The following is a 22370-nucleotide window of genomic DNA, read 5'->3' on the forward strand; positions in this document are numbered from 1 at the left end:
AAGGAACGGCCATGCATCCCGATCTCACCCCCGGTCTCGACGTCGCCATGCTGGTGTTCTGGGCGTTCGTGCTGTTCTTTGTGGGCCTGATCTTCTATCTGCGGCGCGAGGATCGGCGCGAGGGTTACCCGCTCGAGGACAACGTGACCGGCCGGCTCGATCCGCCCGGCGGCGTGCTCAGCACTGCAAGCCCCAAGGCGTACAAGCTGCCCTTCGGCCACGGCACCGTCTATGCGCCGCACGACAAGCGCGATCCGGTCAACATTGCCGCGCGGCGCACCGACCGCTTTCCCGGCGCGCCCATCGCGCCGACCGGCGATCCGCTGGCCGACGGCATCGGCCCGGCCGCCTGGGTTGAGCGCGCCAAGCGCCCCGACCTCGATTTCGAGGGGCATCCGCGCGTCGTGCCGATGTCGAGCGCGGCGGGTTTCCACATCGCGCATGAGGATCCGGGCCTGGTCGGCTGGCCGCTCTTTGGCCTCGACGGCGTGCTGGCGGGCAAGATCACCGACCTGTGGATCGACAAGGCCGATCGCCTCGTCCGCTACATCCAGTTCGATGCGCCCGGCGGCCCGGCGCTGGCCCCGATGATGATGGCGTCGGTCAATCGCCGCCGCGGTAAGGTGGTCGTCGACGCGCTCAACGGCGCGCAGTTTGCGGGCGTGCCGCGCCTCGACTCGCCGACCCAGATTACGCTCTATGAGGAAGAGCGCGTCCAGGCTTACTTCGGCGGTGGCTATCTCTATGCCACTCGTAACCGGCAGGAGCCGTTCCTGTGACCGAATATGAGATCGAGCCGGTACCGGGCCTCCCCGGCCACTTGCCGCCGGGCGAGACGATGCTGTGGCAGGGGCGGCCCGACCGGGCGAGCCTGGCGCGGCACGCGTTCCATACCCGCGGCGTCGCGATCTACTTCGCGCTGTTGACCGCACTGGCGCTGGCGAGCGGCGGGCCGGTGGCGGCGGCGATGACCGCGGGGCTTGGGCTGACGGCGTTCGCGCTGCTGCATGCTTTCGCATGGGGGGCCGCGAGGACGACGATCTACACGCTGACCGATCGCCGCGTCGTGCTGCGCATCGGAACGGCGGTGCCCAAATGCGTCAACCTGCCGCTGTCGCAGGTCGTCGCAGTCGACATGGCGGTGCGCCGTGACGGTACCGGCGACCTGCCGCTCACGCTCGCCAGCGGTTCTGGCCTTGGCTATCTCGCGCTATGGCCACACGCCCGGCCGCTGAAGCTCGCGCGGCCGCAGCCGATGCTGCGCTCGCTAAAGGACCCGCAGGCGGTCGCCGCGCTGCTCGCGCGCACCTGCCTCGCCGCCGGCGCGGCGCGAGCGGAGGTGCGGGCCGCGCCCGAGCCGATGTTCGCAGGAGCACAGGCGGCATGAGTCACGACCACGCCACGATGCTCCCGCGCGGGACGGTGGCAATGACCGGCGCGCTGATCCTGTTCGCGATCGGTGCGACGGCGGCGGTGCGGCTGACCGGAACACCGCTCGCCGCCTCTCCCGCGGCGATGCGCGCCGAAAGCCATGTCGCCCCCGTCGCGACCCGAACGCTGCGCTTTGCCGACCGGGCCGACGGCGCCGTGGTAATCGAGGATGTCGATGCCGGCAGCGTCGCGCAGGTGATCGAACCCGGCGAGCAGACCGGCTTCATCCGCGGTGTGATGCGTGGGCTGGCCCGCGACCGGCGGATGCACGGCGTGGGCGAGGCGCCGCCCTTCAGCCTGACGCTGTGGCGCGACGGCGAATTGTCGCTCACCGATACCGTCACCGGCCGCTCGATCGAATTGACCGCGTTCGGCGCGACCAACCGCGCCGCCTTCGCCGCGCTGCTGCCGCAGGAGAAACGCCCATGATCGCGCTGCGCCGAACCCGCTTCGACACCGAATGTCGTGTCGAGCTCGAGCATAGCGACGAGTTCCTGTGTGCGCATGTCGTGCTGGCCAACGACGTCGAACTCGGACCGGGCGACCGCGTTCGCGTCCACGGCGCGCCGATCGTCGTCGGCTTCGGCGAGCGCAAGGTGGTCGAACGGACCGCCACGGTCGAGCGCGCCTCCACCGCCGAGCGGCTGTGGACCAAGCTTGCCGGCCATTTCGAGATGACCGAGCTTTACGAAGTCAGTTTCAGCGATCGGACCCGGCTATGAACGCGATCTCGCCTGTCAAGGCAGCCCCCGACACGATGGCCATCGCGCGGGAGGATACGGTCCTCAGCCCGCGTTTCTACACCACCGATTTCGAGGCGCTGGACCGCATCGACGTGTCGGGCGTCCGCCACGAGTGGGACGCGCTGATCCAGGAGATGGCCGACGATCCCAACCGCCTGCATTTCAAGCGGACGGCGGCGTTCGACGGCGTGATCGAGAGCCTGCCCGACGGTCTGCGCGAGGAGTTCATCGACTTCCTCGTCAGCTCGCTGACCGCCGAGTTTTCGGGCTGCATCCTCTATGCCGAGATTGCCAAGCGGGTGAAGAATCCCGATATCAAGCAGCTGTTCAAGCTGATGAGCCGCGACGAGAGCCGGCACGCGGGCTTCATCAACGATACACTCAAGGACGCGGGGATCGGCATCGACCTCGGCTTCCTGACGCGCACCAAGAAATACACCTATTTCAGACCAAAGTTCATCTTCTACGCGACGTATCTAAGTGAGAAGATCGGCTATGCGCGCTACATCACCATCTTCCGCCATCTGGCGCGGCACCCGGAGCTTCGCTTCCATCCGATCTTCGACTGGTTCGAATTGTGGTGCAACGACGAGTTCCGGCATGGCGACGCGTTCGCGATCCTGATGCGCACCGATCCGAAGCTGTTGACCGGCATCAACAAGCTGTGGATCCGCTTCTTCCTCGTCGCGGTCTATGCGACGATGTACGTGCGCGACCACAACCGGCCGGCGTTCCACAAGGCGCTGGGCATCGACCCGACCGAGTATGACCGCCGCGTCTTCAACATCTGTTCGGAGATCACCCGGCAGGTCTTCCCCGTGGTCCTCGACACCGACTCGCCCCGCTTCCTCGCGCTGCTCGAACAGATGCGCCGCGTGGCGGTCGCGATCGACGCGGCCAAGGCGCGCGGCGGCATCGTCGGCGCGGTCAAGCGCGCCGGCCTGACGCTGGCGGCCGCCGCGACATTCGCGGGCCTCTACTTCACTCCGGTCAAGCGTAATGCGGCACCCGCCAACGTCCGGCTGGTGCCCGCCTGGTGACGGTGCCGCCGCTCCTCTTCGCGCTCCTGATGTGGTTCATCGGCACCGCCGCGGTGGTGTGGCTGTGCAGCCGCCCGCGCGCGACGTTCGGGCAGAGTTTGACGCTCGCCGGGGTTGTGGCGTTGGGTGCGGGCGGGGCGGTGTGGGCGACGGCGGGCGATACGAGTACCGGCGGCGCGTACATCGCCTGCGCCGCGGCGATCGCGATCTGGGGCTGGCACGAGATGAGCTTCCTGATGGGCCATGTCGCTGGGCCCAACCGGGGTGAGTGCCCGGCGGGCGCCACCGGCTGGGCGCGGTTCCGGGCGGCGACAGCGACGGTGATCCATCACGAGCTGGCGATCGCGGCGACGCTGGTCGCGCTGGTCGCGCTGACCTGGGGCCAGCCCAATGCGGTCGCGCCACTTACCTTCGGCCTGCTCTTCGCGATGCGGCTGTCGGCCAAGTTCAACCTCTATCTCGGCGTCCCGAACCTGAGCGACGAGGTGTTTCCGGTGCATCTGGCGCACCTGAAGAGCTATTTCCGCACCGCGCCGATGAACTGGTTGTTCCCGCTGTCGATCGCGGGCGGCGTCGGCGCGGCGGTAATGGCGTGGCGCGGAGCCGAACTGTCCGCGGGCGGCACGGCGGCGGGCATGACCCTTTTGGCCGGGCTTGCGGTCCTGGGCGTGACCGAGCATCTGTTTCTGGTACTTCCGCTGCGTGACGGGCGTCTGTTCGCCTGGGCGCTGCATGGCAACAAGGCGGTCCGAGCCGCCGGCATTGAGTTCGATGGGAGACGGCGATGAATTACGACGCGGTATTCGCGCAGCAGCTCGACGGCCTGCGCGAGGCGGGGAATTACCGCGTCTTTGCCGAGATCGAGCGGCAGGCGGGCCAGTTCCCGCGTGCGCGCCGCTGGGTCGAGGGCAATCAGGTCGCTGACGTCACCGTCTGGTGCTCCAACGATTATCTGGGCATGGGCCAGCATCCCAAGGTGCTGGACGCGATGCATTCGGCGCTCGACCGCTGCGGCGCGGGTGCGGGGGGCACGCGCAACATCTCGGGCACCAACCACCAGCATGTGCTGCTCGAGGACGAACTGGCCGACCTGCACGGCAAGGAAGCGGCGCTCATCTTCACCTCGGGCTATGTCTCGAACTGGGCGTCGCTGTCGACGCTCGCCTCGCGCCTGCCCGATTGCGTCATCCTGTCCGACGCGCTCAACCACGCCTCTATGATCGAGGGAATGCGCCACAGTCGCGCCGAGTGCCTGCGGTTCCGCCACAACGACGTCGCGCACCTCGACGAGCTGCTCTCGGGCATCGCCCCCGGCCGGCCCAAGATCGTCGCGTTCGAGAGCGTTTATTCGATGGACGGCGACATCGCCCCGATCGAGGAGATCATCGAGCTGTGCGAGAAGCACGGCGCGCTGTCCTACATCGACGAGGTGCACGCGGTCGGTCTCTACGGCCCGCGCGGCGGCGGCGTCGCCGAGGCGCGCGGGCTGATGCAACGCATCGACGTGATCGAGGGGACGCTGGGCAAGGCATTCGGCGTCATGGGCGGCTATATCGCCGCGTCGAAGACGCTGTGCGACTTCGTGCGCAGCTTCGCCAGCGGCTTCATCTTCTCGACCGCGCTGCCGCCGGCGATCGCCGCGGGGGCGGCGGCGTCGATCCGGCACCTGAAGGACAGTCAGATCGAGCGGACGCGCCACCAGAACCGCGTCGCGATGGTGCGCGAGCGGCTGGACGCGATGGGCATCCCACACCTCCACAACGACAGCCACATCATCCCGGTGATGGTCGGCGATGCGCACCATGCCAAGATGATCTCCGACTGGCTGATGGAAAATCACGGCATCTACGTGCAGCCGATCAACTATCCGACCGTGCCCAAGGGGACCGAGCGGCTGCGCATCACCCCGTCGCCCGTCCACACCGACGGCGACATCGACCGTCTGGTCGAGGCGCTGAGCGAGATCTGGTCGCAATGCGCGCTGGCGCGGCGGGAGATGGCGGCCTGAGCCGCTTGGCGTGACCCCGGGCTTGAGCTTGGGGGGCGCTGCCTTTCTTCTAAAAGAACAAGGGGGACCCCGGATCAAGTCCGGCGTGACGGATGATTTAGGAGTATGGCTTCGGCGTACCCCGGCCTCCGCCGGGGTACGATCTAGACTAACCGTGCAGCTTCTTCCGTACCCGCAGCATCGACAGCGCCACGCCGGCGACGACGAACGGTACCGCTGCCGCCATCGTCAGCTTCTTGTCCAGTCCCGGCACCGCCGCGGCGATATAGCCGATCAACGCGACGAGGTAGTAGCTGATCGCCACCACCGACAGTCCCTCGACCGTCTGTTGCAGCCGTAGCTGCAGGTCGGTGCGCCGGTCCATCGAGGCGAGCAGGTCGCGGTTCTGCTTGGCCAGCGCGATGTCGATGCGCGTGCGCAGCAGTTCGCTGGTCCACGCCGCACGCTGCGACAGGTCCTCGAGCCGCGAGGTGAAGCTGTCGCAGGTGCGCACCGCGGGCATCAGCCGCCGCTCGGTGAAATCGTCGAGCGACTGGTGGCCCGCGACCGCACCGATCCGCAGCTTCTCCAGCCGCTCGATCGCAAGCTTGGCATAGGCCTGCGTCGCGCTCATGCGATAGCGCGTCTCGGTCGTCAGCTGGGCGAGCTTCGAGGAGAGATAGGTGAGTTCGCCCATCAGCGCGTCGTCCTCAGCCGTCCGCTCCGCGACCTGCGCAGTGAGGTCCGCGAGCCGCGCCTCGAGTTCGCCCACCGCGGGGGTCAGCCGCTGCGCCAGCGGCAGGCCCAGCAGCGCCATCTTGCGGTAATTGCCGAGTTCCTGAAGCCGGACGACGAGTTGCGACGGCTCGTCCCCCGCCAGCCCGCGGTCGAGGATCGCCAGCCGGCCATAGCCGTCGGCATGCAGCCGGAAGTCGGAAACGATCCGGGCCGCTCCCCCGGCGACATCGCACTCGATGATCGCCTCGTCAGCGTCGAACCAGTCCTGCCGCTCGGCCGGGGTTGGGATGGGGGCACCGGGGGCGAGTACCGCGATATGGACGGCGCGGATGATCTCGCCTGGCATCCCCTCCAGGATCGAGGCGAGGTGCGGCTCGAACGCGCGGCGGTCGAACGGCGCATCGAATGGCCCGGTGAGGAGCAGCGTATAGCTGGCAAATTCCGTATGCCGCTCCCAGACCAGGCAGAGGTCGCCCAGTTTGAGGACCGCATACTTGGCGGCGATCGGGATCACAATCTCGCCGCGTGCGGCGATTGCGGCGATATGGTCGCTCGCTGCGCCGCCGGTCGTCTCGCCCAGCAACGTCAGGATCTGGATCAGCCGCGCCGGCGCCGCAAAACGCGGCAACCGGCGGACGTGCATCTCCTCCGACAGCGAGGCGCGCAGCAGGTGGTTGCCGATCACGGCGCCCGCCTTTCCGAAGGGCGGGCGACCGTGACGGGCCGGGTTTTCACTGGCGCGCCGGGGTCGGCGCCGGTTCGTTCTTGCCGGTCATCGCGCCGGGATTGGCGAGCGCATCAGTGACGGCGTTGCTGCCCGCGGATCCTGCCTCGGTCGCGGCGGGGCGGACGAGCGGACCGGCGAGGACGGGCGCCTGATCGATCATGCTCTTGCCACCCAGCGGCTTGTTGATCCCCTGGTGACAGGTGGTGCAGTTGATCTTGTACGGGTCCCCGTGCGGCCCCTTGCGGTTGGCGGGGAACACTGACGCGAGCGACGTGATGTACTCGTCATTTGCCTGGCGGACCATGCGGATGCCGTAATAGGCAGTCGCGCGTTGCCCGCGGCTGAGGTTCCAGGCGCGGAACGACTGGCTGTTGTGGCAATAGGTGCAGTTGACGCCCAGCGCGGAGCTGACGTGCATCATCAGGCCGTAGCTTTTCTCCGCATCCTTGATCGACACGACATGGTCGGGCGAGGGCAGCGCCTTATCGGACGCCACACGGATGTTCGCCTTGCCCGCGAAATAGGCGGCGAACGGGTCCGAGGGGAGCGAGGCATAGCCGACATTGGGGTCGGGCGTGTTTTGCCCGCGCTTGTTGCCGAGGATCGAGCGGTCGTTGGGCGCGCCGTCGGACAGCGCCCATTTATAGTCGGGCACGGGCTTGCCGCGGTGACAGGTGTAGCAGGTGACCTTGGTGGCCTTCACATGGCTGGCCCAGGTCGAATTGATCCGCTGTGTCATCTGGATCATGCGCCGCGCGACGACCTTGGTGTATTTCTCGTCCGAGGCCATGTTCTCGGGATTGTGGCAGTAGTTGCAGCCGGCCTCGGGCGGGGCGACCCACTGGTTCATTTCCGCCATCAGGTGGTTGAACCGCTCGGTGCTGAGCCCGCCGAGCACCTGCACGTTCTGGTACGTCTCCGACGCGCGCGGCCCGGTGTCGGGCGGCAACGGATAGGGGGCGGGCGGGATGACCGCAGCGGCCGCGACCTTGCCGCGATCGACGATCTGGGCAAGGCCCGCGCCGCGATAGCCAGTCTGGACGGAGTCCTTGGGGCCGAGGTCGCAGCCGCCGGTGAGGGTCACCGCGGCACCGCCGATCGCGAGGAGAGTAAGGCGTCGGATCATCGCGGGGCTCCCGGCAGGATGGCAGGATCGAGAACGCCGGTGCTGGGATAATCGGGCGCAAAATGGTGGAGCACCGCCCACAGATACCAGTTGTCGACGACGGTTCCGGTCAACAGGATGCCGATGCCGCCGGTGATGGGGCAGAGGACCGCGAACCACCACGCCCAGCGGTGGATCGATTCCATCGTCGCGTTGAACCCCATCGTCCAGCGCCAGAACAGCGCCGCGCGTTCGGAGGCCGTACCGCGATCGGTGATCTGTTCGATCTCGCGCTCGCCGCCATAGCGCCCCACCGCCAGGATCGTCGCGCCGTGCATCGCGAAGAGCAGCGTCGAGCCGTAGAGGAAGACGATCGAGAGGCAGTGAAAGGGGTTGTAGAAGAGGTTGCCGTACCGGATCGAAAAGGCCGCGGTCCAGTCGAGGTGCGGGAAAATCCCGAACGGCACCGCCTCTGCCCAGCTGCCCATCAGGAGCGGGCGGATGAAGCCGAGGACGAGAATGAGGAAGATGCCGGCGGCGAACGCCCAGGCGACATGCGTGCCCATCCCCATCTTCTTGGCGCGCAGATAGGTGCGCGCCCAGAAGAGCAGGAGCGAAGCGGTCATGAAGAAGCCCGCCATCTGCCACCAGCCGCCCTGCGCCAATGGCACCGAGAGCGTGAAGCCCCATTCCGGCCCCGGCGGCTCGAGCGCGAGCCAGGGAAGCTGACGCACGAACTGGATCGGGCTCCAGTTGACGCTGGCGGCCATGTTGAGGCCGATGATCTCGATCGCGACGAACGCGCACAGCAGCGAGGCGAGGCCGAGCTTGCCGAGATAGAGGGGCCCAAGCTGCGCGTTGCCGAGCTTGCCAGCCCAATAGTTGTAGGTGGCAAGGTTGGTGCGCTGGAACGTGCTGTCCGGCACCGGCGGGCCGGCCTCCAGCGGGCCGCGTAGCTGAACCTGGGTGAAGATGTTCTGGTATTGCATCGTCTATACCCCCTTCACGACCAGATCGGCAGGTTGAGCCACCAGGTCCACCATTCGGGCCACCCGCGCGTCCAGAACGGGCCGGAGATGATGATGCAGATGGCGCTCCAGAAACCCGCCGAGAGGGCGAGGAGCAGGCCGACGCGGTGGATGCCGAGTGTACCCACCGAATAGCCGATCGAGTCGCGGAAGAACGCGTCCTCATATTCCGGCGACTTCACCTCCTCGCCCTTGCCCGGATTGACCGAGGAGAGGACGAGCGCGCCGTGGAAGGCGAGCGCACCGCCGGTCATGAAGAAGAAGCTGACCGCCAGCATGTGCGCCGGATTGTAGTGGAAATGGAGATACTGATAGCCGGTGTTCGACACCCAATCGAGATGGCTGAAGATGCCGTACGGGAAGCCGAAGCCCCAGGCACCCAGCATCAGCGGGCGGATCACGACGAGGCTGACATAGGCGAAGATCGCAAAGCCGTAGGCGAAGGGGACGTGATATCCCATACCCAGCTTGCGGCAGATCTCGACCTCGCGCAGCGCCCACGAGGTGAAGGCGGCGATCGCGCAAATGGTGATGATCTGCCAGAACCCGCCCTCGCGCAGCGGCGCCAGGCCCAACCCGTAGTCGAGGTCCGGCGGCGCGATGCTGATGAGCCAGGGGTTCCAGGTCGGCCCGAGCGAGGCCGCGTAGAAGATGAGCGCGGTGCCTAGGATCGCGGTGATCGCACTGACCACGCCGAAGAAGCCGACATAGAAGGGGCCGACCCAGAAATCGAACAGGTCGCCGCCGATCAGCGTGCCGCCCCTGACCCGATATTTCCGCTCGAAGCTCAAGAGCGCCATGTCTGCCTCTCCTCGCCGCTGCCAGGATGGAGCGGGTGGTCACGTCGATAGAAGTCGGTCTTTCGGGTGGGTCGGGCCGGCCGGAGGGAACCGGCGCCCGCCCACCCGAAATCGCGAGGATACGCGTCAGGTGCCGGGCATCGCCGGGGCCGCCGCCGCCGGGGGCGTGCGCGGGCCATCGAGCCAGTTGAACTTGTCGGTGCTGAGCAGGATGAAGTGAATCAACAGGGCCAGCACGAACAGGAATACGAACAGCGCGACCAGCGCACGGCGCGGGTCAAAGATTAGCCAGATTCTCCACATGGCGTGGGTTCCTTTCTATTGTCGCCGGATGAAGCGTCGGCCCGGCTCAGAGCCAGGGGCGCCAGTTCCAGACGAGGAAGTGCGCAACGGCCGCAACTGCCGTGAAGATCAGGAAGCTGGTGATGAAGAGCTTGTGAAACTCCTTGGCTTCTTCGGGGCTGAGGTAAGTTCCCGGCCCCATCCGTTCTGGATCGTTCATGTTCTACGTCTCCGTTGTTCCGACGATGACAGGAGCGTGGACCGGCCTGCCCGGCGGCATCCGCACCCGGGCGTCGCCCGCGTGAGGATCGTGGATCCGCTGGTGCCCGGGGCACGCCGGCGGAGATGGCGGGGCGCCGTCATGGCACCCGACTTTCGGTGATCGCGAGCGCGAGGCGCGCGGGCGAGACGACATCCTCGCCGGCGCGGCGCGCGGCGCGCTCGGCGGCGTCGCGGATGCGCTTGGCGGCGGAAATGCGGACCAGTACCGGCTCGCGCTCGACCGCGGCGTCGAGCTCGCGCTTGGCGAGGTCGTCCCACGCCAGCTCGCGATCGAGCCGCGAGGGCGTCGCCTCCACCCGGTCGAGCTGGCCGGCGAGCGGAATGATGTGGAAGAGCGCGTCGAACAGCGCGTTGCACACTTCCTGAACCAGATAGGTCGCGCCGGCATAGCCCATGAACGGCGTGCCGGTATGGCGGCGGATCACCGCGCCGGGGAAGCTCGCCGGGATGAACACGCCGCGTCCGCCGGCCTCGGCCATGTACATCCGTTCGTTGACGCTGCCGAACAGGATGAGCGGCGGGTTGGCCGCGATCGTGGCGCGGATCGCTTCGTTGTCGGGCTTGGTCCCGGCCGTCCGCGACTCCGCGAGCGTGCATGGCAGGCCCATTTCCTCCTCGAGGAAACGGCGGATGCCGCGGGTATAGGTGTCGGTGGCAACGATGCCGAAGCTCGCGGTGCCGAAGAAGTCCTGCGTGACCGAGCGCCAGAGGTCCCACAGCGGCTTGATCGTGGTATGCTTCTCGCGCTCGATGAACGGCTCGGGATCGAGGCCGGTGAGTTCGCCCAGTTTGCGCAGGAACAGCGTCGTGCTCTCCAGCCCGATCGGCGCCTGAAGGTACGGCCGTTCCAAGACCTCGCACAGCCCGCGGCCGAACTCACGGTACAGGCAGACATTGACCTCCGCGTTCGCCAGCTTGGCGACGTCGGCAAGGTGGCTGCCGAGTGGGAAGGTCATGTTGACCTCCGCACCGATGCCCTCGATTAACCGGCGGACCTCGGCGAGGTCGGAGGGCATGTTGAACGTGCCGTACATCGGCCCGATGATGTTGACGCGCGGGCGCTGCCCCTCCTTGCGCGGGCGCGGGGCGGGCACTTTCTTCGGCCCGAACTGCGTCCAGAGCCAGGTGAGTGCGCGGTCGCCCGACTGCCACTGATCCTCGTCGATCGTGCGGGGAAGGAAACGCTGGATGCTCGTCCCCTCCGGCGTGACGCCGCCGCCGATCATCTCGGCGATCGATCCGGTCACGACGACGGAGGGGAGGTCGGGGTCGAGCGTGCCCCAGGCGCGCTTCATCGCCCCCTCGGTCCCGTCCCGGCCGAGCTCCTGCTCACCAAGGCCCGTCACCGTGATCGGCAGCTCGTGCGGCGGCAGCGCGTCGGTATAGTGAAGGACCGAGGTGACCGGCAGGTTCTCGCAGCCAACGGGGCCGTCGATGATGACCTGTAGGCCCTTGATCGCGGTGAACGCGTAGACTGCGCCCCAGTAGCCGCCGGCCCGATCATGGTCGATGACGAGGGTCATGTCCCGACATGCTCCTCTGCCTTCGCCGCGGCGATGCGGCGCGCGGCATACTTGGCCTTGAAGCCGGGGCGATCCTCGGGCGTGTCGGTCCAGACGCCGGTCGCATGACCGGTGCCGACGCCCTCGAAGAACGCGCTCATCCGGTCAAAGCGGTGCTTGTTGGCAAGCGCCCCGCCGACGACGGCGGCGAGGCTGCCCGCACCCGCGGGCCCCATCAGCGGGCGCGCGGAAATGAGGTTGGTGAAGTAGAGCGCAGGGATCGACTTCTGCTTGGCGTGCTGGACGACGGGCGTGGTGCCGATCGCGAGGTCGGGCTGGAATGCGTCGACCGCGGCGATGTCCTGCTCCAGGCTGGCGCGATACTGGACGTGGGTCCCGCGTGCCTCCAGCCAGTCGCGGTCGGGATCGCTCCACTTCGTACGCGGACAGGCGGTGCCCACGTAAGGCACATCCGCCCCGCTTTCGATCAGCAGGCGCGCGACGAGCAGTTCGGAACCCTCGTAACCAGAGACGGTGATCCGCCCCTTGATCGGCCGCGCGGCGAGCGCGCCCCGAATCGCGGGCAGGATGCGGTCTTTGGCGGCGGCGACCTGTCGCTCGGCGATGCCGCAGGCCGCGCCGATCGCGTCGAGCCAGGCGGCGGTACCGTCGACGCCGACTGGCGCCGAGCCGACGACGGCGCGGCCCGCCGCCTCGAACTCGCGGACGCTGGCGGTATAGAAGGGGTGGATCGCACCGACCACGGCGCAGTCGAGTGCGGCGTAGAGTTCGCGCCATTCGCGTGTCGGCACGACGGGGCCAGCGGCAAGGCCCATCGGCTCGAGCATCAGGCCGATACCCGGCGGGTCGGCGGGGAACATCTCGCCCAGGAGCGTCACGGTCGGGCGGTCGGTCCGCGTCGCGGGGGCGGCGACGGGGCCGACCTCCGCCTCCGCCCGCGCATAGGCGAGCATCGCGCCCGCGAGCACGTCCTTCGCCTCGGCATGGGTGGGCACGCCGAAGCCCGGGACGTCGATGCCGATCACCCGGACGCCGTTGATCGAGTCGGGTAGCAGCTGAAGCGGCACCCCGCTGGCGGTCGGGACGCACAGATTGGTGACGACGATCGTGTCGTAGAGCGCCGGATCGGCCAGCTCGTGCACCGCGTCGCGAATATCCTCGAACAGCTTGCCGGTGACGAGCGTTTCCGAGCTGAACGGCACATAGCCGACGCTGCGCCGCGCGCCGTAGAAATGGCTGGTGAAGGTCAGGCCATAGACGCAGCACGCCGAGCCCGACAGCACCGTCGCCGTCCGCCGCATGCGCAGGCCCACGCGCAGCGAGCCGAAGGCGGGGCACATGGATTGCGGCTGGTCGTGCGGCCCCTTGGGATAGTCGGCGGCGTAGCGGTCGAGGATCTCGGCCTTGCCCGCCGCGTTCGCCGCCTCGCGCAGCGTCTCGCGCGAGCTGCAGCCGCCCTCGCCAAGGTCGATCCGGTCGCGGTCGCGGGGAGGGGCGTCGCCGTCCACCGATCAGGTCCGATCGTACACGACTTCGAGGCTCGCCTTGGGCAGGTACGCCGCGCCGCGCATGTCCGCCTGGCTGGCGGGCTTCAGCGCGAAGTCGGCGCCCGTCACCTCGGCACTGAACAGGCCGAGCAGCCCGTCCTGGTCGAGCGGGGCGGGGCGCAGCGGCGGCGCTTCGGCGACGTTGATCGCCAGTTCCTCGAACAAGGATGCCCATTCGCCGCCGGGCTTGCCAATGATCTGGTAGTTCGCGCTCTTCTTGCGGATATCCTCGTTCGCCGGGATCGCGGTCAGGACGGGGATGCCCACCGCCTCGGCAAAGGCATTGGCCTCGCCCGTGCCGTCGTCCTTGTTCAGGATCATGCCGGCGACGCCGACATTTCCGCCGAGGCGCCGGAAATACTCCACCGCCTTGCAGACGTTGTTCGCGACGTAGAGCGATTGAAGGTCGTTGGAGGCGACGACGATCACCTTCTGGCACATGTCGCGCGCGATCGGCAGGCCGAACCCGCCGCAGACCACGTCGCCCAGGAAGTCGAGCAGAACATAGTCGAAGCCCCATTCGTGGAAGCCCAGCTTCTCCAGCGTCTCGAACCCGTGGATGATGCCGCGCCCGCCGCAGCCGCGGCCGACCTCCGGCCCGCCGAGTTCCATCGCGAACACGCCGTCGCGCTGGAAGCAGACGTCCTCGATGCCCACTTCCTCACCGGCCAGTTTCTTGGCGGCGGAGGTTTCGATGATCGTCGGGGTCGAGCGGCCGCCGAAGAGCAGGCTGGTCGTGTCGCTCTTGGGATCGCAGCCGATCAGGAGGACGCGCTTGCCCTGCTGCGCCATCATGTAGCTCAGATTGGCGAGCGCAAAGGACTTGCCGCTCCCGCCCTTGCCATAGATGGCGATGATCTGCGTTTCCTTGGTCACCGGGCCGGTGGGCACGGGATCGGGCTCGAACGAGGCTTCCTCGCGCAGCTCGCCGGGGTCGAACATGCTCACATCGTTCTCCAGTCGAGCACCATTTTCAGGCACGCCGTGTCGGTGAAGGCCTGCGGATAGGCGTCGGCGGCCTCGCCCGCGGGGCGGGCGTGGGTAATGAGGCCCGACAGGTCGAGCAGGCCCGCGTCGATCAGCGCGAGCACGCCGGCGATGTCGCCGGGGGTGAACTCGGCCGAGATGTTGAGCCGCGCCTCGCGCATGAATGCCGGGGGGAAGGCGAAGGCGAGCCGGTCGTAGAAACCCGCCAGCGTCACCGACCCGCGTTTCGCGATCCGCGCAAAGGCGAGGTCGAGCACGTCCCCCGCGCCGCTGGCGTCGCAGATCGCGGCATAGTCGCGGCGCTCGTCACTCGCCGGGTCGATTACCGCATAGTCGAAGGAGTCGCGGCGGCTCGCGTCGGTTTCCCACACGGTCGGCGCGGTGCCGCCGCTGGCTATGGCGATGCGCGCGATCAGCCGGCCGAGGATCCCGTGGCCGATGACCAGTTCGGGCACGCCGCCCACCTCGATTGCGTGGAAGGCGGTGGCGGCAAGCGCCAGCAGGATGCCGTCGCGGCCCAGCGTCTCGCGGATCGGAATCGCGCGGGCAGCGGGCATGACCACGGTCGAGGCGGAGCCGCCGAACAGCCCGCGCGCGCCCTGGAAGCAGTTGGCGCCGGGGACGAACACCCATTCGCTGATCCGCGCGCGGGCGTCGCTGCCGGCATCGACGATACGACCGACCGACTCGTAGCCGGGGACCAGCGGATAGCCCATGCCGGGGAAGCTCGGCATCCGGCCCGCCCACAGGAGCTTTTCGGTGCCGGAGGAAATGCCGCTCCATTCGATCGCCACCCGGACGTCGGCGGGGCCGATGGGGACGAGGGCCAGGGGACGCAACGAAAGCGTCTCCGGTGCCTCCAGTATGACCGCGATCGCGTCCATACGATCCATCCCCTACCCGGCGTCGCAAGATAGCTCACCGTGTAAGCGTCATCCTACGCTGACGATTATGAATGTCAATTAATGTAGACACTCATTTGTTACGCCTGCGCGATGATCGCGCTAGCCACCAGCGGCAGGTGGGTACGCAAGGGACGGATCCGACCAAAGCCCGCCATGGCGAGCATGTCGCGGACCTCCGCCATCGAGCGGGGGCGGCCCGATCCCATGGCGAGCAGGTAGAGTTCGAAATAGCTGCCGACGCCCCGCGCGCCGGTCGTCTCCGCCATCGGCTCGGCGATCAGCAGCGCGCCGCCCGGGGGCAGCGCGGCACGGATCGCGCGCAGCAAGGTCATTGCGGGCGCATCGTCATGATCGTGCAGCACGCGGATCAGCGTGATGAGGTCGTATCCGGTCGGGAGCGCGTCGCGCAGGAAGTCGCCGCCATGGATCGTCACGCCCGCGCCGAGTCGCGTTCGCGCGCGCTCGCCCACCGCCGGCAGGTCGAACAGGCCACGCTGAAGCTCGGGTACCGCCTGCGCGACGGCCGACAGGAACGCGCCTTCGCCGCCGCCGATGTCGAGGACGCGTGCGTGCCGGTCGAACTGATAGGCGGCGAGCGCCTGGGCGGCGACCATCGGCTGCGACGCGGCCATCAGCGCCGAATAGGGCGCGACCGCCGCGGCATCGCCGGTCCCCGACGCTTCGGCATAGTGCCAGTGCGCCGACAAAGCTCCGCCGCCACCCCCGCGCCTGAGAAGTGCCAGCGGATCGGCAAGGTCGGCGTAGAGCAGGCGGTGATGCGCCACCATCTCGGCAATGCCCGGATTGCCGAGCAGCGCGGCGCCCTCGCTCCCCAACGCCCAGCGGTCGTCCAGCCGCTCGACGAAGCCGAGCCCGGCGGCGGCGCGGAGCAGGCGTTCGGTCGCCTCGACCGGCAAATCGATCTTCGACGCAAGGTCGGCCGCACGCCGGGGCGTATCGCTGAGGTAGTCGAGCAGGCGGGTCTCGATACAGGCGGCCAGTGCCTGAGAGTAGGTGAAGCCCGCCACCAGATCGAACAGCGCCCGCGCGCGCCGCCGCGCCACCGGGCGCATGAACGGCGATCGCGCGGCGAACCGCTGGAATCGCGGCGATCCGATCATCGCGTTGCGCCACGCGATCCATCGCTCATGCAGGCTAGTGGACGATTTCATATGTCAAGCAATGTGGACATGTGTTAGCGTCGCCGTCAACGAGAGGAGCGGCGGAATGGCCGACGCGCGCGTGATCGTCATCGGTGCCGGGGTGGGCGGCATGGTCGCCGCCGCGCTGCTGGCCGCGCGCGGACATGCCGTGACGCTGATCGAGGCGCAGCCAAGGCCCGGTGGCAAGCTACGCGCGATCCCGGTCGACGGGCGGGCGATCGACGGTGGCCCCACCGTGTTCACGATGCGCGACGTGTTCGAGGGCGTGTTCGCCGATTGCGGCCAGCGCCTGTCCGATTTCGTGACGATGCGGCCGGCGACGACGCTGGCGCGCCATGCGTGGGGCGAGGCGCGGCTGGACCTGTTCGCCGACCCCGCGCAAAGCGAGGCGGCGATCGGCGAGCTCGCGGGCGCGGCGGAGGCACGTGGTTATCGCGCCTTCCGGGCCGAGGCGAAGCGGTTGTTCGACGCGTGCGACGCGCCGTTCCTGCGCGCGCTGAAGCCCGATCCGCTGACCCTCGGCTGGCGAATGGGGCTGCGCGGGCTGCCCGATTACATGAACCTGCGCGCATATACGTCGATGTGGCGAGCGCTCAGCGGTTATTTCGCCGATCCGCGGTTGCAGCAACTGTTCGGGCGCTACGCCACCTATTGCGGGTCATCGCCCTTTGCCGCGCCCGCCACGCTGATGCTGATCGCGCATGTTGAGGCGAGTGGTGTGTGGCTGGTCGACGGCGGGATGCATCGGCTGGCCGCGGCGCTGGCGACCCTGTGCGAGCGGATGGGCGTGATGCGGCGATACGGCGAGCGGGTGGCCGAGATCCGCGTCGAGCACGGCTGCGCGGCGGGCGTGACTCTCGAAAGCGGCGAGGTGCTCGAGGCACCGTGCACCGTCTGCGCCGCCGATCCCGCCGCAATCGGCGCGGGCGCGTTCGGGCGCGCCGCATCGCGCGCGTCGTCGCGCGTCGGCCCGCGCCGTCGCTCGCTGAGTGCGATGGTGTGGACCGCCAATGCGGTCTGCACCGGCTTTCCGCTGGCACGGCACAACGTCATTTTCTCGAAGGACTATCGCGCCGAGTTCGATGCACTCCGCCACGGCCGGCTGGCCGATGTGCCCACCGTCTATCTGTGCGCGCAGGATCGCGGCGATGCGGGCGGGGCGCAGCCGGGGCCCGAGCGCATCCAGATTATCGTCAACGCGCCCGCCACCGGCGACGGCGCCCCCCTCACACATCAGGAGATCGAGCGGTGCAGGCGGCAGATGCTGGACGGCGTTTCGCGGGCGGGGCTTTCGCTGGACCTGGGGGAATCGGCGGTGCTGACGACGCCGAGCGATTTCGCGCGCCTCTGTCCGTCGACGGGTGGAGCCCTTTATGGACCGGCCTCGCACGGATGGGCGGCGTCCTTCCGCCGGCAGGGCAGCCGGACGTCGATCCCTGGGCTCTATTGCGCGGGCGGGAGCACGCACCCGGGCGCCGGCGTCCCGATGGCGGCGCTCTCCGGCCGGCTAGCCGCCGAATGCTTGGCGCAGGACCGCGTTTCGACGTCGTGGTGGCACCGCAGGGCTATGCCTGGTGGTATGTCGACGCGACCAGCGACTGCGGGTGCTACGGGCTGACAATCATCGCCTTCGTCGGCAGCGTGTTCTCGCCCTATTACAAGGTCACGGGGCGGGGGCGGCCGGACAATCACTGCGCGATCAACGTGTCGCTCACGGGCAAGGGTGCGGGCGCTTGGGCGATGACCGAGCGCGGACAAGCCAGAGTCGACCGAGGCCGCGATCATTTTCGGGTGGGGCCGAGCGGGCTGCGCTGGGACGGCGACGCGCTCACGATCGACATCGACGAATGGTCCGCGCCGCTCCCGTACCGCGTGAAGGGGCGGGTGCGAATCAGCCCAGAGATGATCGGCACCACCGCCTTCATGCTCGACCCCGCCGGGCGGCACCGCTGGCACCCCGTCGCGCCGCGCGCGCGCGTGGAGGTGCAGATGAACCACCCCGGCACAAGCTGGTCGGGCGACGGCTATTTCGATTCGAACTTCGGCGACGAGGCGCTGGAGGCGGGGTTCGACGACTGGCACTGGTCGCGCGCGCACCTGAAGCAGGACGTGGCGGTGCTGTACGAGGGGCGGCGGCGCGGCGGCGCGCCGTTCGAGCTGGCGCTGCGATTCGACCGACAGGGGCGCTGGCACGACTGCGTCCAGCCGCCCAAGGCGACGCTGCCGCGCACCGGCTGGCTGATCGAGCGGGCGACGCGCGCCGATGCCGATGCCTTCCCAAGGGTGCTCAAGACGTGGATCGACGCGCCCTTCTATGCGCGCAGCGCCTTATCGACGCGCCTGTTCGGCGAGCCGGCGCAGGCGGTGCACGAAAGCCTGTCACTCGGGCGGTTTCGGTCGCCCATCGTCCAGACCATGCTCCCCTACCGAATGCCCAGGGCGTTCTGGTGAGCGGTCCTTCCTGATCTCGCGGTTGATCGAGACGAGCTGCCAGATCCCGAAGCCGAAGACGACGACGCCGACGACGGCCATGTCGAGCATGCCGAAGATGTGATCGCTCATGCCGCCTCCTTGAGCGCGGCGAGGATCAGTGCCGCGACCTCGCCCGGTTGCTCTTCGTGCGCGAGATGGCCGAGCACGGGCAAGCCGGTCGTTCGGCCATCGGGCACCGTCGCCGCCGCTTCCCGCGCCGTCGCGATCGGGATCGCCGCGTCGCGCTCGCCATGGATCAGGCGGAGCGGCATGGTGAGGCGGGGAAGGTCGCGTTTCAGCGCCTCCAGATCCCAGTCGGCCATCATCGCGATCGCCGCGCCGACATGGCCAGAGTCGCGCAGCAGCCGTTCGTAGAGCACGATCCCCTCGGGCTCGATCGTCGAGCTGGTCGCGCGGACGACGAAACGCGCCGTCTCCCCCTGCATCCGCGCCATCTGTGCAAAGATGTGCGGCGCGAACGGGTTGACGAACAGGAGCTTCGCCAGCGTCGGAAACAGCGCGGCGGCCAGGCCGGGGAAGGGGAGAAGCGCGGCGCCCAGCCCGACGATCGTGCGCGGCGTGGCGATGCCGTCCAGCGCCATCCGCGCCGCCACCGCCGCGCCCGCCGAATGGCCGACGATCGCGTGCGGCTTCACCCCCATTGTGTCGAGCAGCCCGCCGATCGCACGCGCCATCGCCGGCATCGCCATGCCGCCGGGCGGGCGGCCGGTCGTGAAGCCGTGCCCGGGCAGGTCGGGCGCAACGATAGTGTAGTGTGCGGCCAGCAGCGGCGCGAGGTCGCGCCAGCTATGCGTCGCCGCGCCCGTGCCGTGGAGAAGGAGCAGCGGCGGGCCATCGCCCATCACTTGAACGTGCCAGCGCAAGCCCCCTCGCGTGACGAAGCGGCTATGCTCGCGATGCGGCCAGTCGCGGCCCTCGACCGACCAGCGCAGGGTCACGCGGCCTGCACGGCGCTGATCGCGGCGTGCATCGCCGTGGCGTCGGCGCGCGGCAGCGCGAGGTAGCGCGCGCGCATGGCTGCCGCGAGCATCGCGCCTTCGGGCCGCGGCCGAGCGGAAATGTCGACGAAAGCGGCGGCGATCCCCGCGACCCCGATCGCGCGAGCGGCGCTGGCGGCATCGCTTTCGGCGATCGCGCGGACGGTGCCGCCATCGGCGGCGATGTTGGCGCGGCCGTCGGTCAGGACGACGATGAAGGGCGTCCGCCCGCGTGCCCGCGCACTCTCGGCCAGCTCGCGCGCGGCGTTGAGGCCGGCGGCAAGCGGCGTGCCGCCGCCGCCGGGCAGGTCGGCGAGCGACCGGCGCGCGCGCGTCAGCGAGCGGGTGGGGGGCAGCAGCGGTTCCGCGCCCGTCCCCCGAAACGCGATCAGCGCAACCTCGGCCCGCTTCACATAGGCTTCGGCGAGCAGCAGCTCGACCGCGCCCTTCGCCTCGGCCAGCCGGGCGAGGGCCGACGAGCCCGAGGCATCGACCGCGAAGATCGTCAGCGCCTCCGCGCGAGCCTCGAACCGCCGGATGCGCAGGTCGTCGCGGCGGATGAGGACGCGGCCGCCCCGCCCGCGGAGGCGCTGCCACGGCGCGGCCGCGCGCAGCGTGTCAATCAGCGAGAGGCGCTTGCCCCCGCCGGGCATCCCCGCCCGCGCGCCGAGCGGGCGACCGCGCGCATGACCCAGCCGTCGTTCCCCGGCGCCGTTTGCTCGCGCGCGCTGCCGGCTCTTCCCCGCGGCGACCTGTGCCAGCAGGTCGGGCGGCAGCGCGGCGAGCACGGCGGCGAGGACGAGATCGTCGAGCGGGGGCGTGTCCGATGCGGTCTCGTCCTGCCCGTCGCCGGGTTCGGGCGGCGGTGGCGGGGCTTCGGCGCCTTCCGGCTCGGCAGGCCATTGCGTCGCGCGGGGCGCGAGAACGAGGCGGGCGGCGAGGGCGAGGTCGGCGTCGGTGACTTGCGTACGTCCGTCCGCTCGCGCCGCTGCCCTTGCCGCCAGCATCGCGAACCGCGGCGCGCGTGCCGAGGCGATGCCGAGCGCGGCGGCGGTGGTGACGAGCGCGTCGATGGCGCCGGGCGTGTCCTCCGCGTGATCGGCAACCGTTACCGGCGAGAGGGCCGCACCGGGCCGCGCCTCCGTCAGGTCGATGTGGAACGCCAGCCGCTCCATCAGCGCAGCGGGCGGGCGGGCGTCGGCCTCGACCCCGTCGTCGAACGCGATCGTCACGAATCGCGCGTCGCCCGTGTCGATCGCGGCGGCGATGCGGCCGGCGACGGCCTCGGACAGCCGCTCGGCCATCGGCAGCACGACGAACCCGCCCGCGGCTTCCGCCAGCAACCCATCGCGGCGCACGGGCCGCCCGGCGGCGAGCGTGGCGGTCAGGTCGATGCCGCCGAGCAGTCGGTCGTCATCCACGTTGACGGGGATGCGCCGCTCGGGCCCCAAGCCTTCGCGTAGGTCGGCGAGCACTGCCTCGCGCAGTATCTCGCCGCCCTTGAGGACGATGCCGCCCAGACGTGGGTCGATCGTGCAGAGGCGGGCGGCGATCAGCGCGTCGCGGTGCGCATCGGGCGCCGCGGCGCCCAGCGCGGTCACGCGGCCTGCGCCAGATCGGCGAGCGCGCGTTCGATGCGGACGGTGGAGCCGGTTTCGTCGAGCACGTTGCGGCGCAGGCGATGGCGTAGCGCCATCGGCGCGACCGCGGCGACATGCGCGGGCGTCGCTTCGGCCACGCCCTCCAGCGCCGCGATCGCACGGGCGGCGCGCATCAACGTCAGTTCGCCGCGAAGGCCATCGGCGCCGACCGCCATGCAGAGCTGCGCCGCATAGCCCAGCACCTCGTCGGGCACCGCAACGCCGGGCAGCGCGTCTCGCGCGCGAGCAAGCTGACGCAGCGTCTTTCGCTCGGTCTTTTCCCAGGTCGCGGCAAAACCGTCGGGATCGCGCTCGAACGCATCGCAGCGTTTCAGGATCTCGATCCGGTCGGGCAGGTGGCCGGGCGTGCGCACCTCCACCGACAGGCCGAAGCGGTCGAGCAATTGCGGGCGAAGCTCGCCCTCCTCCGGATTGCCGCTGCCGACCAGCACGAACCGCGCCGGGTGGCGAACGCTCAGCCCCTCGCGCTCGACGACGTTCTCGCCCGAGGCGGCGACGTCGAGCAGCAGGTCGACGATGTGATCCTCGAGCAGGTTGATCTCGTCGATATAGAGAAAGCCACCATTGGCGCGCGCGAGCAGGCCCGGCTCGAACGCCTTTTCGCCGGCACCCAATGCGCGTTCGAGGTCGAGCGCGCCGACGACGCGATCCTCGGTGGCGCCCAATGGCAGGTCGACGAAGGGCACGGGCACCTTGCCCTTGCGGGCCGAACCATCCTGATAGCCGGCCGAGGCGGCGGGAACGGGAGGCAGGAGCGCGGCGAGCGCGCGGACCGCGGTCGACTTGCCGGTGCCGCGGTCGCCGAAGACCATCACGCCGCCAATCCGGGCGTCGACCGCCGCGATCAGCAGCGCGCGCTTCATCTCGTCCTGGCCGACGATCGCCGAGAAGGGGAACGATCTGCGCACGAACGGCTTGTAACACACACTGGACACGCGGCAAGACAGGCAA

The 22370-nt window shown here is 69.2% G+C and carries 23 protein-coding genes; 9 read left to right on the plus strand and 14 right to left on the minus strand.

Going from position 1 to position 22370, the window contains the following annotated elements; translation table 11 throughout:
• Nucleotides 1-11: 11 nt before the first annotated feature.
• The 7 genes from puhA to hemA are packed head-to-tail and all read left to right on the plus strand — an operon-like array spanning nt 12 to nt 5222.
• Nucleotides 12-779, plus strand: a complete 768-nt coding sequence (gene puhA, locus FHR19_RS04720) for a photosynthetic reaction center subunit H (protein ID WP_184024961.1) — start codon at nt 12-14, stop codon at nt 777-779.
• A complete protein-coding gene (puhB, locus tag FHR19_RS04725) occupies nt 776-1387 on the plus strand; it encodes a photosynthetic complex putative assembly protein PuhB (RefSeq protein WP_184024964.1) in 612 nt (203 codons plus the stop codon). The genes puhA and puhB overlap by 4 nt, the downstream gene beginning before the upstream one ends.
• Entirely contained in the window at nt 1384-1860 is a 477-nt protein-coding gene (gene puhC / locus FHR19_RS04730) for a photosynthetic complex assembly protein PuhC (RefSeq protein WP_184024967.1), read from the plus strand. Before puhB ends, puhC begins: the two co-directional genes overlap by 4 nt.
• Nucleotides 1857-2153 (plus strand): hypothetical protein, encoded by a 297-nt coding sequence (locus tag FHR19_RS04735; protein ID WP_184024970.1) that lies wholly within the window; start codon nt 1857-1859, stop codon nt 2151-2153. The genes puhC and FHR19_RS04735 overlap by 4 nt, the downstream gene beginning before the upstream one ends.
• Nucleotides 2150-3214: a magnesium-protoporphyrin IX monomethyl ester (oxidative) cyclase gene (gene acsF / locus FHR19_RS04740; protein ID WP_184024974.1), complete on the plus strand. Its 1065-nt coding sequence runs from the start codon at nt 2150-2152 to the stop codon at nt 3212-3214. Before FHR19_RS04735 ends, acsF begins: the two co-directional genes overlap by 4 nt.
• Nucleotides 3211-4002: a putative photosynthetic complex assembly protein PuhE gene (gene puhE / locus FHR19_RS04745; protein ID WP_184024977.1), complete on the plus strand. Its 792-nt coding sequence runs from the start codon at nt 3211-3213 to the stop codon at nt 4000-4002. The genes acsF and puhE overlap by 4 nt, the downstream gene beginning before the upstream one ends.
• The gene (hemA, locus tag FHR19_RS04750) at nt 3999-5222 is read left to right on the plus strand and encodes a 5-aminolevulinate synthase (protein ID WP_184024980.1); all 1224 of its coding nucleotides are present in this window, start codon (nt 3999-4001) and stop codon (nt 5220-5222) included. Before puhE ends, hemA begins: the two co-directional genes overlap by 4 nt.
• Nucleotides 5223-5370: 148 nt before the next feature.
• On the opposite strand, the gene FHR19_RS04755 is transcribed toward hemA, so the two are convergent.
• The 11 genes from FHR19_RS04755 to FHR19_RS04805 form a co-directional block, all read right to left on the minus strand.
• Complete coding sequence (locus FHR19_RS04755; protein WP_343053161.1) at nt 5371-6624, minus strand: DUF3422 family protein; 1254 nt, start codon at nt 6622-6624, stop codon at nt 5371-5373.
• 46 nt (nt 6625-6670) lie between these two features.
• Entirely contained in the window at nt 6671-7792 is a 1122-nt protein-coding gene (gene pufC / locus FHR19_RS04760; protein ID WP_184024983.1) for a photosynthetic reaction center cytochrome PufC, read from the minus strand.
• The gene (gene pufM / locus FHR19_RS04765) at nt 7789-8760 is read right to left on the minus strand and encodes a photosynthetic reaction center subunit M (protein WP_184024986.1); all 972 of its coding nucleotides are present in this window, start codon (nt 8758-8760) and stop codon (nt 7789-7791) included. Before pufM ends, pufC begins: the two co-directional genes overlap by 4 nt.
• A 14-nt stretch (nt 8761-8774) precedes the next feature.
• Entirely contained in the window at nt 8775-9599 is an 825-nt protein-coding gene (gene pufL / locus FHR19_RS04770) for a photosynthetic reaction center subunit L (RefSeq protein ID WP_184024989.1), read from the minus strand.
• Nucleotides 9600-9725: 126 nt separating this feature from the next.
• A complete protein-coding gene (gene pufA, locus FHR19_RS04775) occupies nt 9726-9902 on the minus strand; it encodes a light-harvesting antenna LH1, alpha subunit (RefSeq protein ID WP_096342032.1) in 177 nt (58 codons plus the stop codon).
• Nucleotides 9903-9948: 46 nt separating this feature from the next.
• Nucleotides 9949-10101 carry a light-harvesting antenna LH1, beta subunit gene (gene pufB / locus FHR19_RS04780; protein WP_184024992.1) on the minus strand — a complete coding sequence of 51 codons (153 nt, stop codon included), beginning with the start codon at nt 10099-10101 and terminating at the stop codon, nt 9949-9951.
• Between the two features lie 139 nt (nt 10102-10240).
• Nucleotides 10241-11686: a chlorophyllide a reductase subunit Z gene (bchZ, locus tag FHR19_RS04785; RefSeq protein WP_184024995.1), complete on the minus strand. Its 1446-nt coding sequence runs from the start codon at nt 11684-11686 to the stop codon at nt 10241-10243.
• Nucleotides 11683-13194: a chlorophyllide a reductase subunit Y gene (bchY, locus tag FHR19_RS04790; RefSeq protein ID WP_184024998.1), complete on the minus strand. Its 1512-nt coding sequence runs from the start codon at nt 13192-13194 to the stop codon at nt 11683-11685. The genes bchZ and bchY overlap by 4 nt, the downstream gene beginning before the upstream one ends.
• A gap of 3 nt (nt 13195-13197) precedes the next feature.
• Complete coding sequence (locus FHR19_RS04795; RefSeq protein WP_184025913.1) at nt 13198-14175, minus strand: chlorophyllide a reductase iron protein subunit X; 978 nt, start codon at nt 14173-14175, stop codon at nt 13198-13200.
• Between the two features lie 2 nt (nt 14176-14177).
• Nucleotides 14178-15104 carry a chlorophyll synthesis pathway protein BchC gene (gene bchC / locus FHR19_RS04800; RefSeq protein WP_184025001.1) on the minus strand — a complete coding sequence of 309 codons (927 nt, stop codon included), beginning with the start codon at nt 15102-15104 and terminating at the stop codon, nt 14178-14180.
• Between the two features lie 98 nt (nt 15105-15202).
• The gene (locus tag FHR19_RS04805; RefSeq protein WP_184025004.1) at nt 15203-16297 is read right to left on the minus strand and encodes a methyltransferase; all 1095 of its coding nucleotides are present in this window, start codon (nt 16295-16297) and stop codon (nt 15203-15205) included.
• Nucleotides 16298-16352: 55 nt separating this feature from the next.
• Between FHR19_RS04805 and crtD the strand changes: the two genes are divergently transcribed.
• Nucleotides 16353-17906, plus strand: a complete 1554-nt coding sequence (gene crtD / locus FHR19_RS04810) for a 1-hydroxycarotenoid 3,4-desaturase CrtD (protein WP_184025006.1) — start codon at nt 16353-16355, stop codon at nt 17904-17906.
• Nucleotides 17840-18739, plus strand: coding sequence for a hydratase (locus FHR19_RS04815; protein ID WP_343053162.1), 900 nt, complete (start codon nt 17840-17842; stop codon nt 18737-18739). The genes crtD and FHR19_RS04815 overlap by 67 nt, the downstream gene beginning before the upstream one ends.
• 107 nt (nt 18740-18846) lie before the next feature.
• Here FHR19_RS04815 and bchO read toward each other — a convergent pair whose 3' ends face one another.
• Genes bchO through FHR19_RS04830 form a run of 3 tightly spaced genes read right to left on the minus strand, consistent with a single transcriptional unit; the run spans nt 18847 to nt 22327 of the window.
• Nucleotides 18847-19719 carry an alpha/beta fold hydrolase BchO gene (bchO, locus tag FHR19_RS04820; protein WP_184025009.1) on the minus strand — a complete coding sequence of 291 codons (873 nt, stop codon included), beginning with the start codon at nt 19717-19719 and terminating at the stop codon, nt 18847-18849.
• Complete coding sequence (locus FHR19_RS04825; protein ID WP_343053163.1) at nt 19716-21359, minus strand: magnesium chelatase subunit D; 1644 nt, start codon at nt 21357-21359, stop codon at nt 19716-19718. Before FHR19_RS04825 ends, bchO begins: the two co-directional genes overlap by 4 nt.
• The gene (locus FHR19_RS04830; protein WP_184025011.1) at nt 21356-22327 is read right to left on the minus strand and encodes an ATP-binding protein; all 972 of its coding nucleotides are present in this window, start codon (nt 22325-22327) and stop codon (nt 21356-21358) included. Before FHR19_RS04830 ends, FHR19_RS04825 begins: the two co-directional genes overlap by 4 nt.
• Nucleotides 22328-22370: the final 43 nt, after the last annotated feature.

Source organism: Sphingomonas yantingensis, assembly GCF_014199325.1.
GTDB lineage: Bacteria > Pseudomonadota > Alphaproteobacteria > Sphingomonadales > Sphingomonadaceae > Sphingomonas > Sphingomonas yantingensis.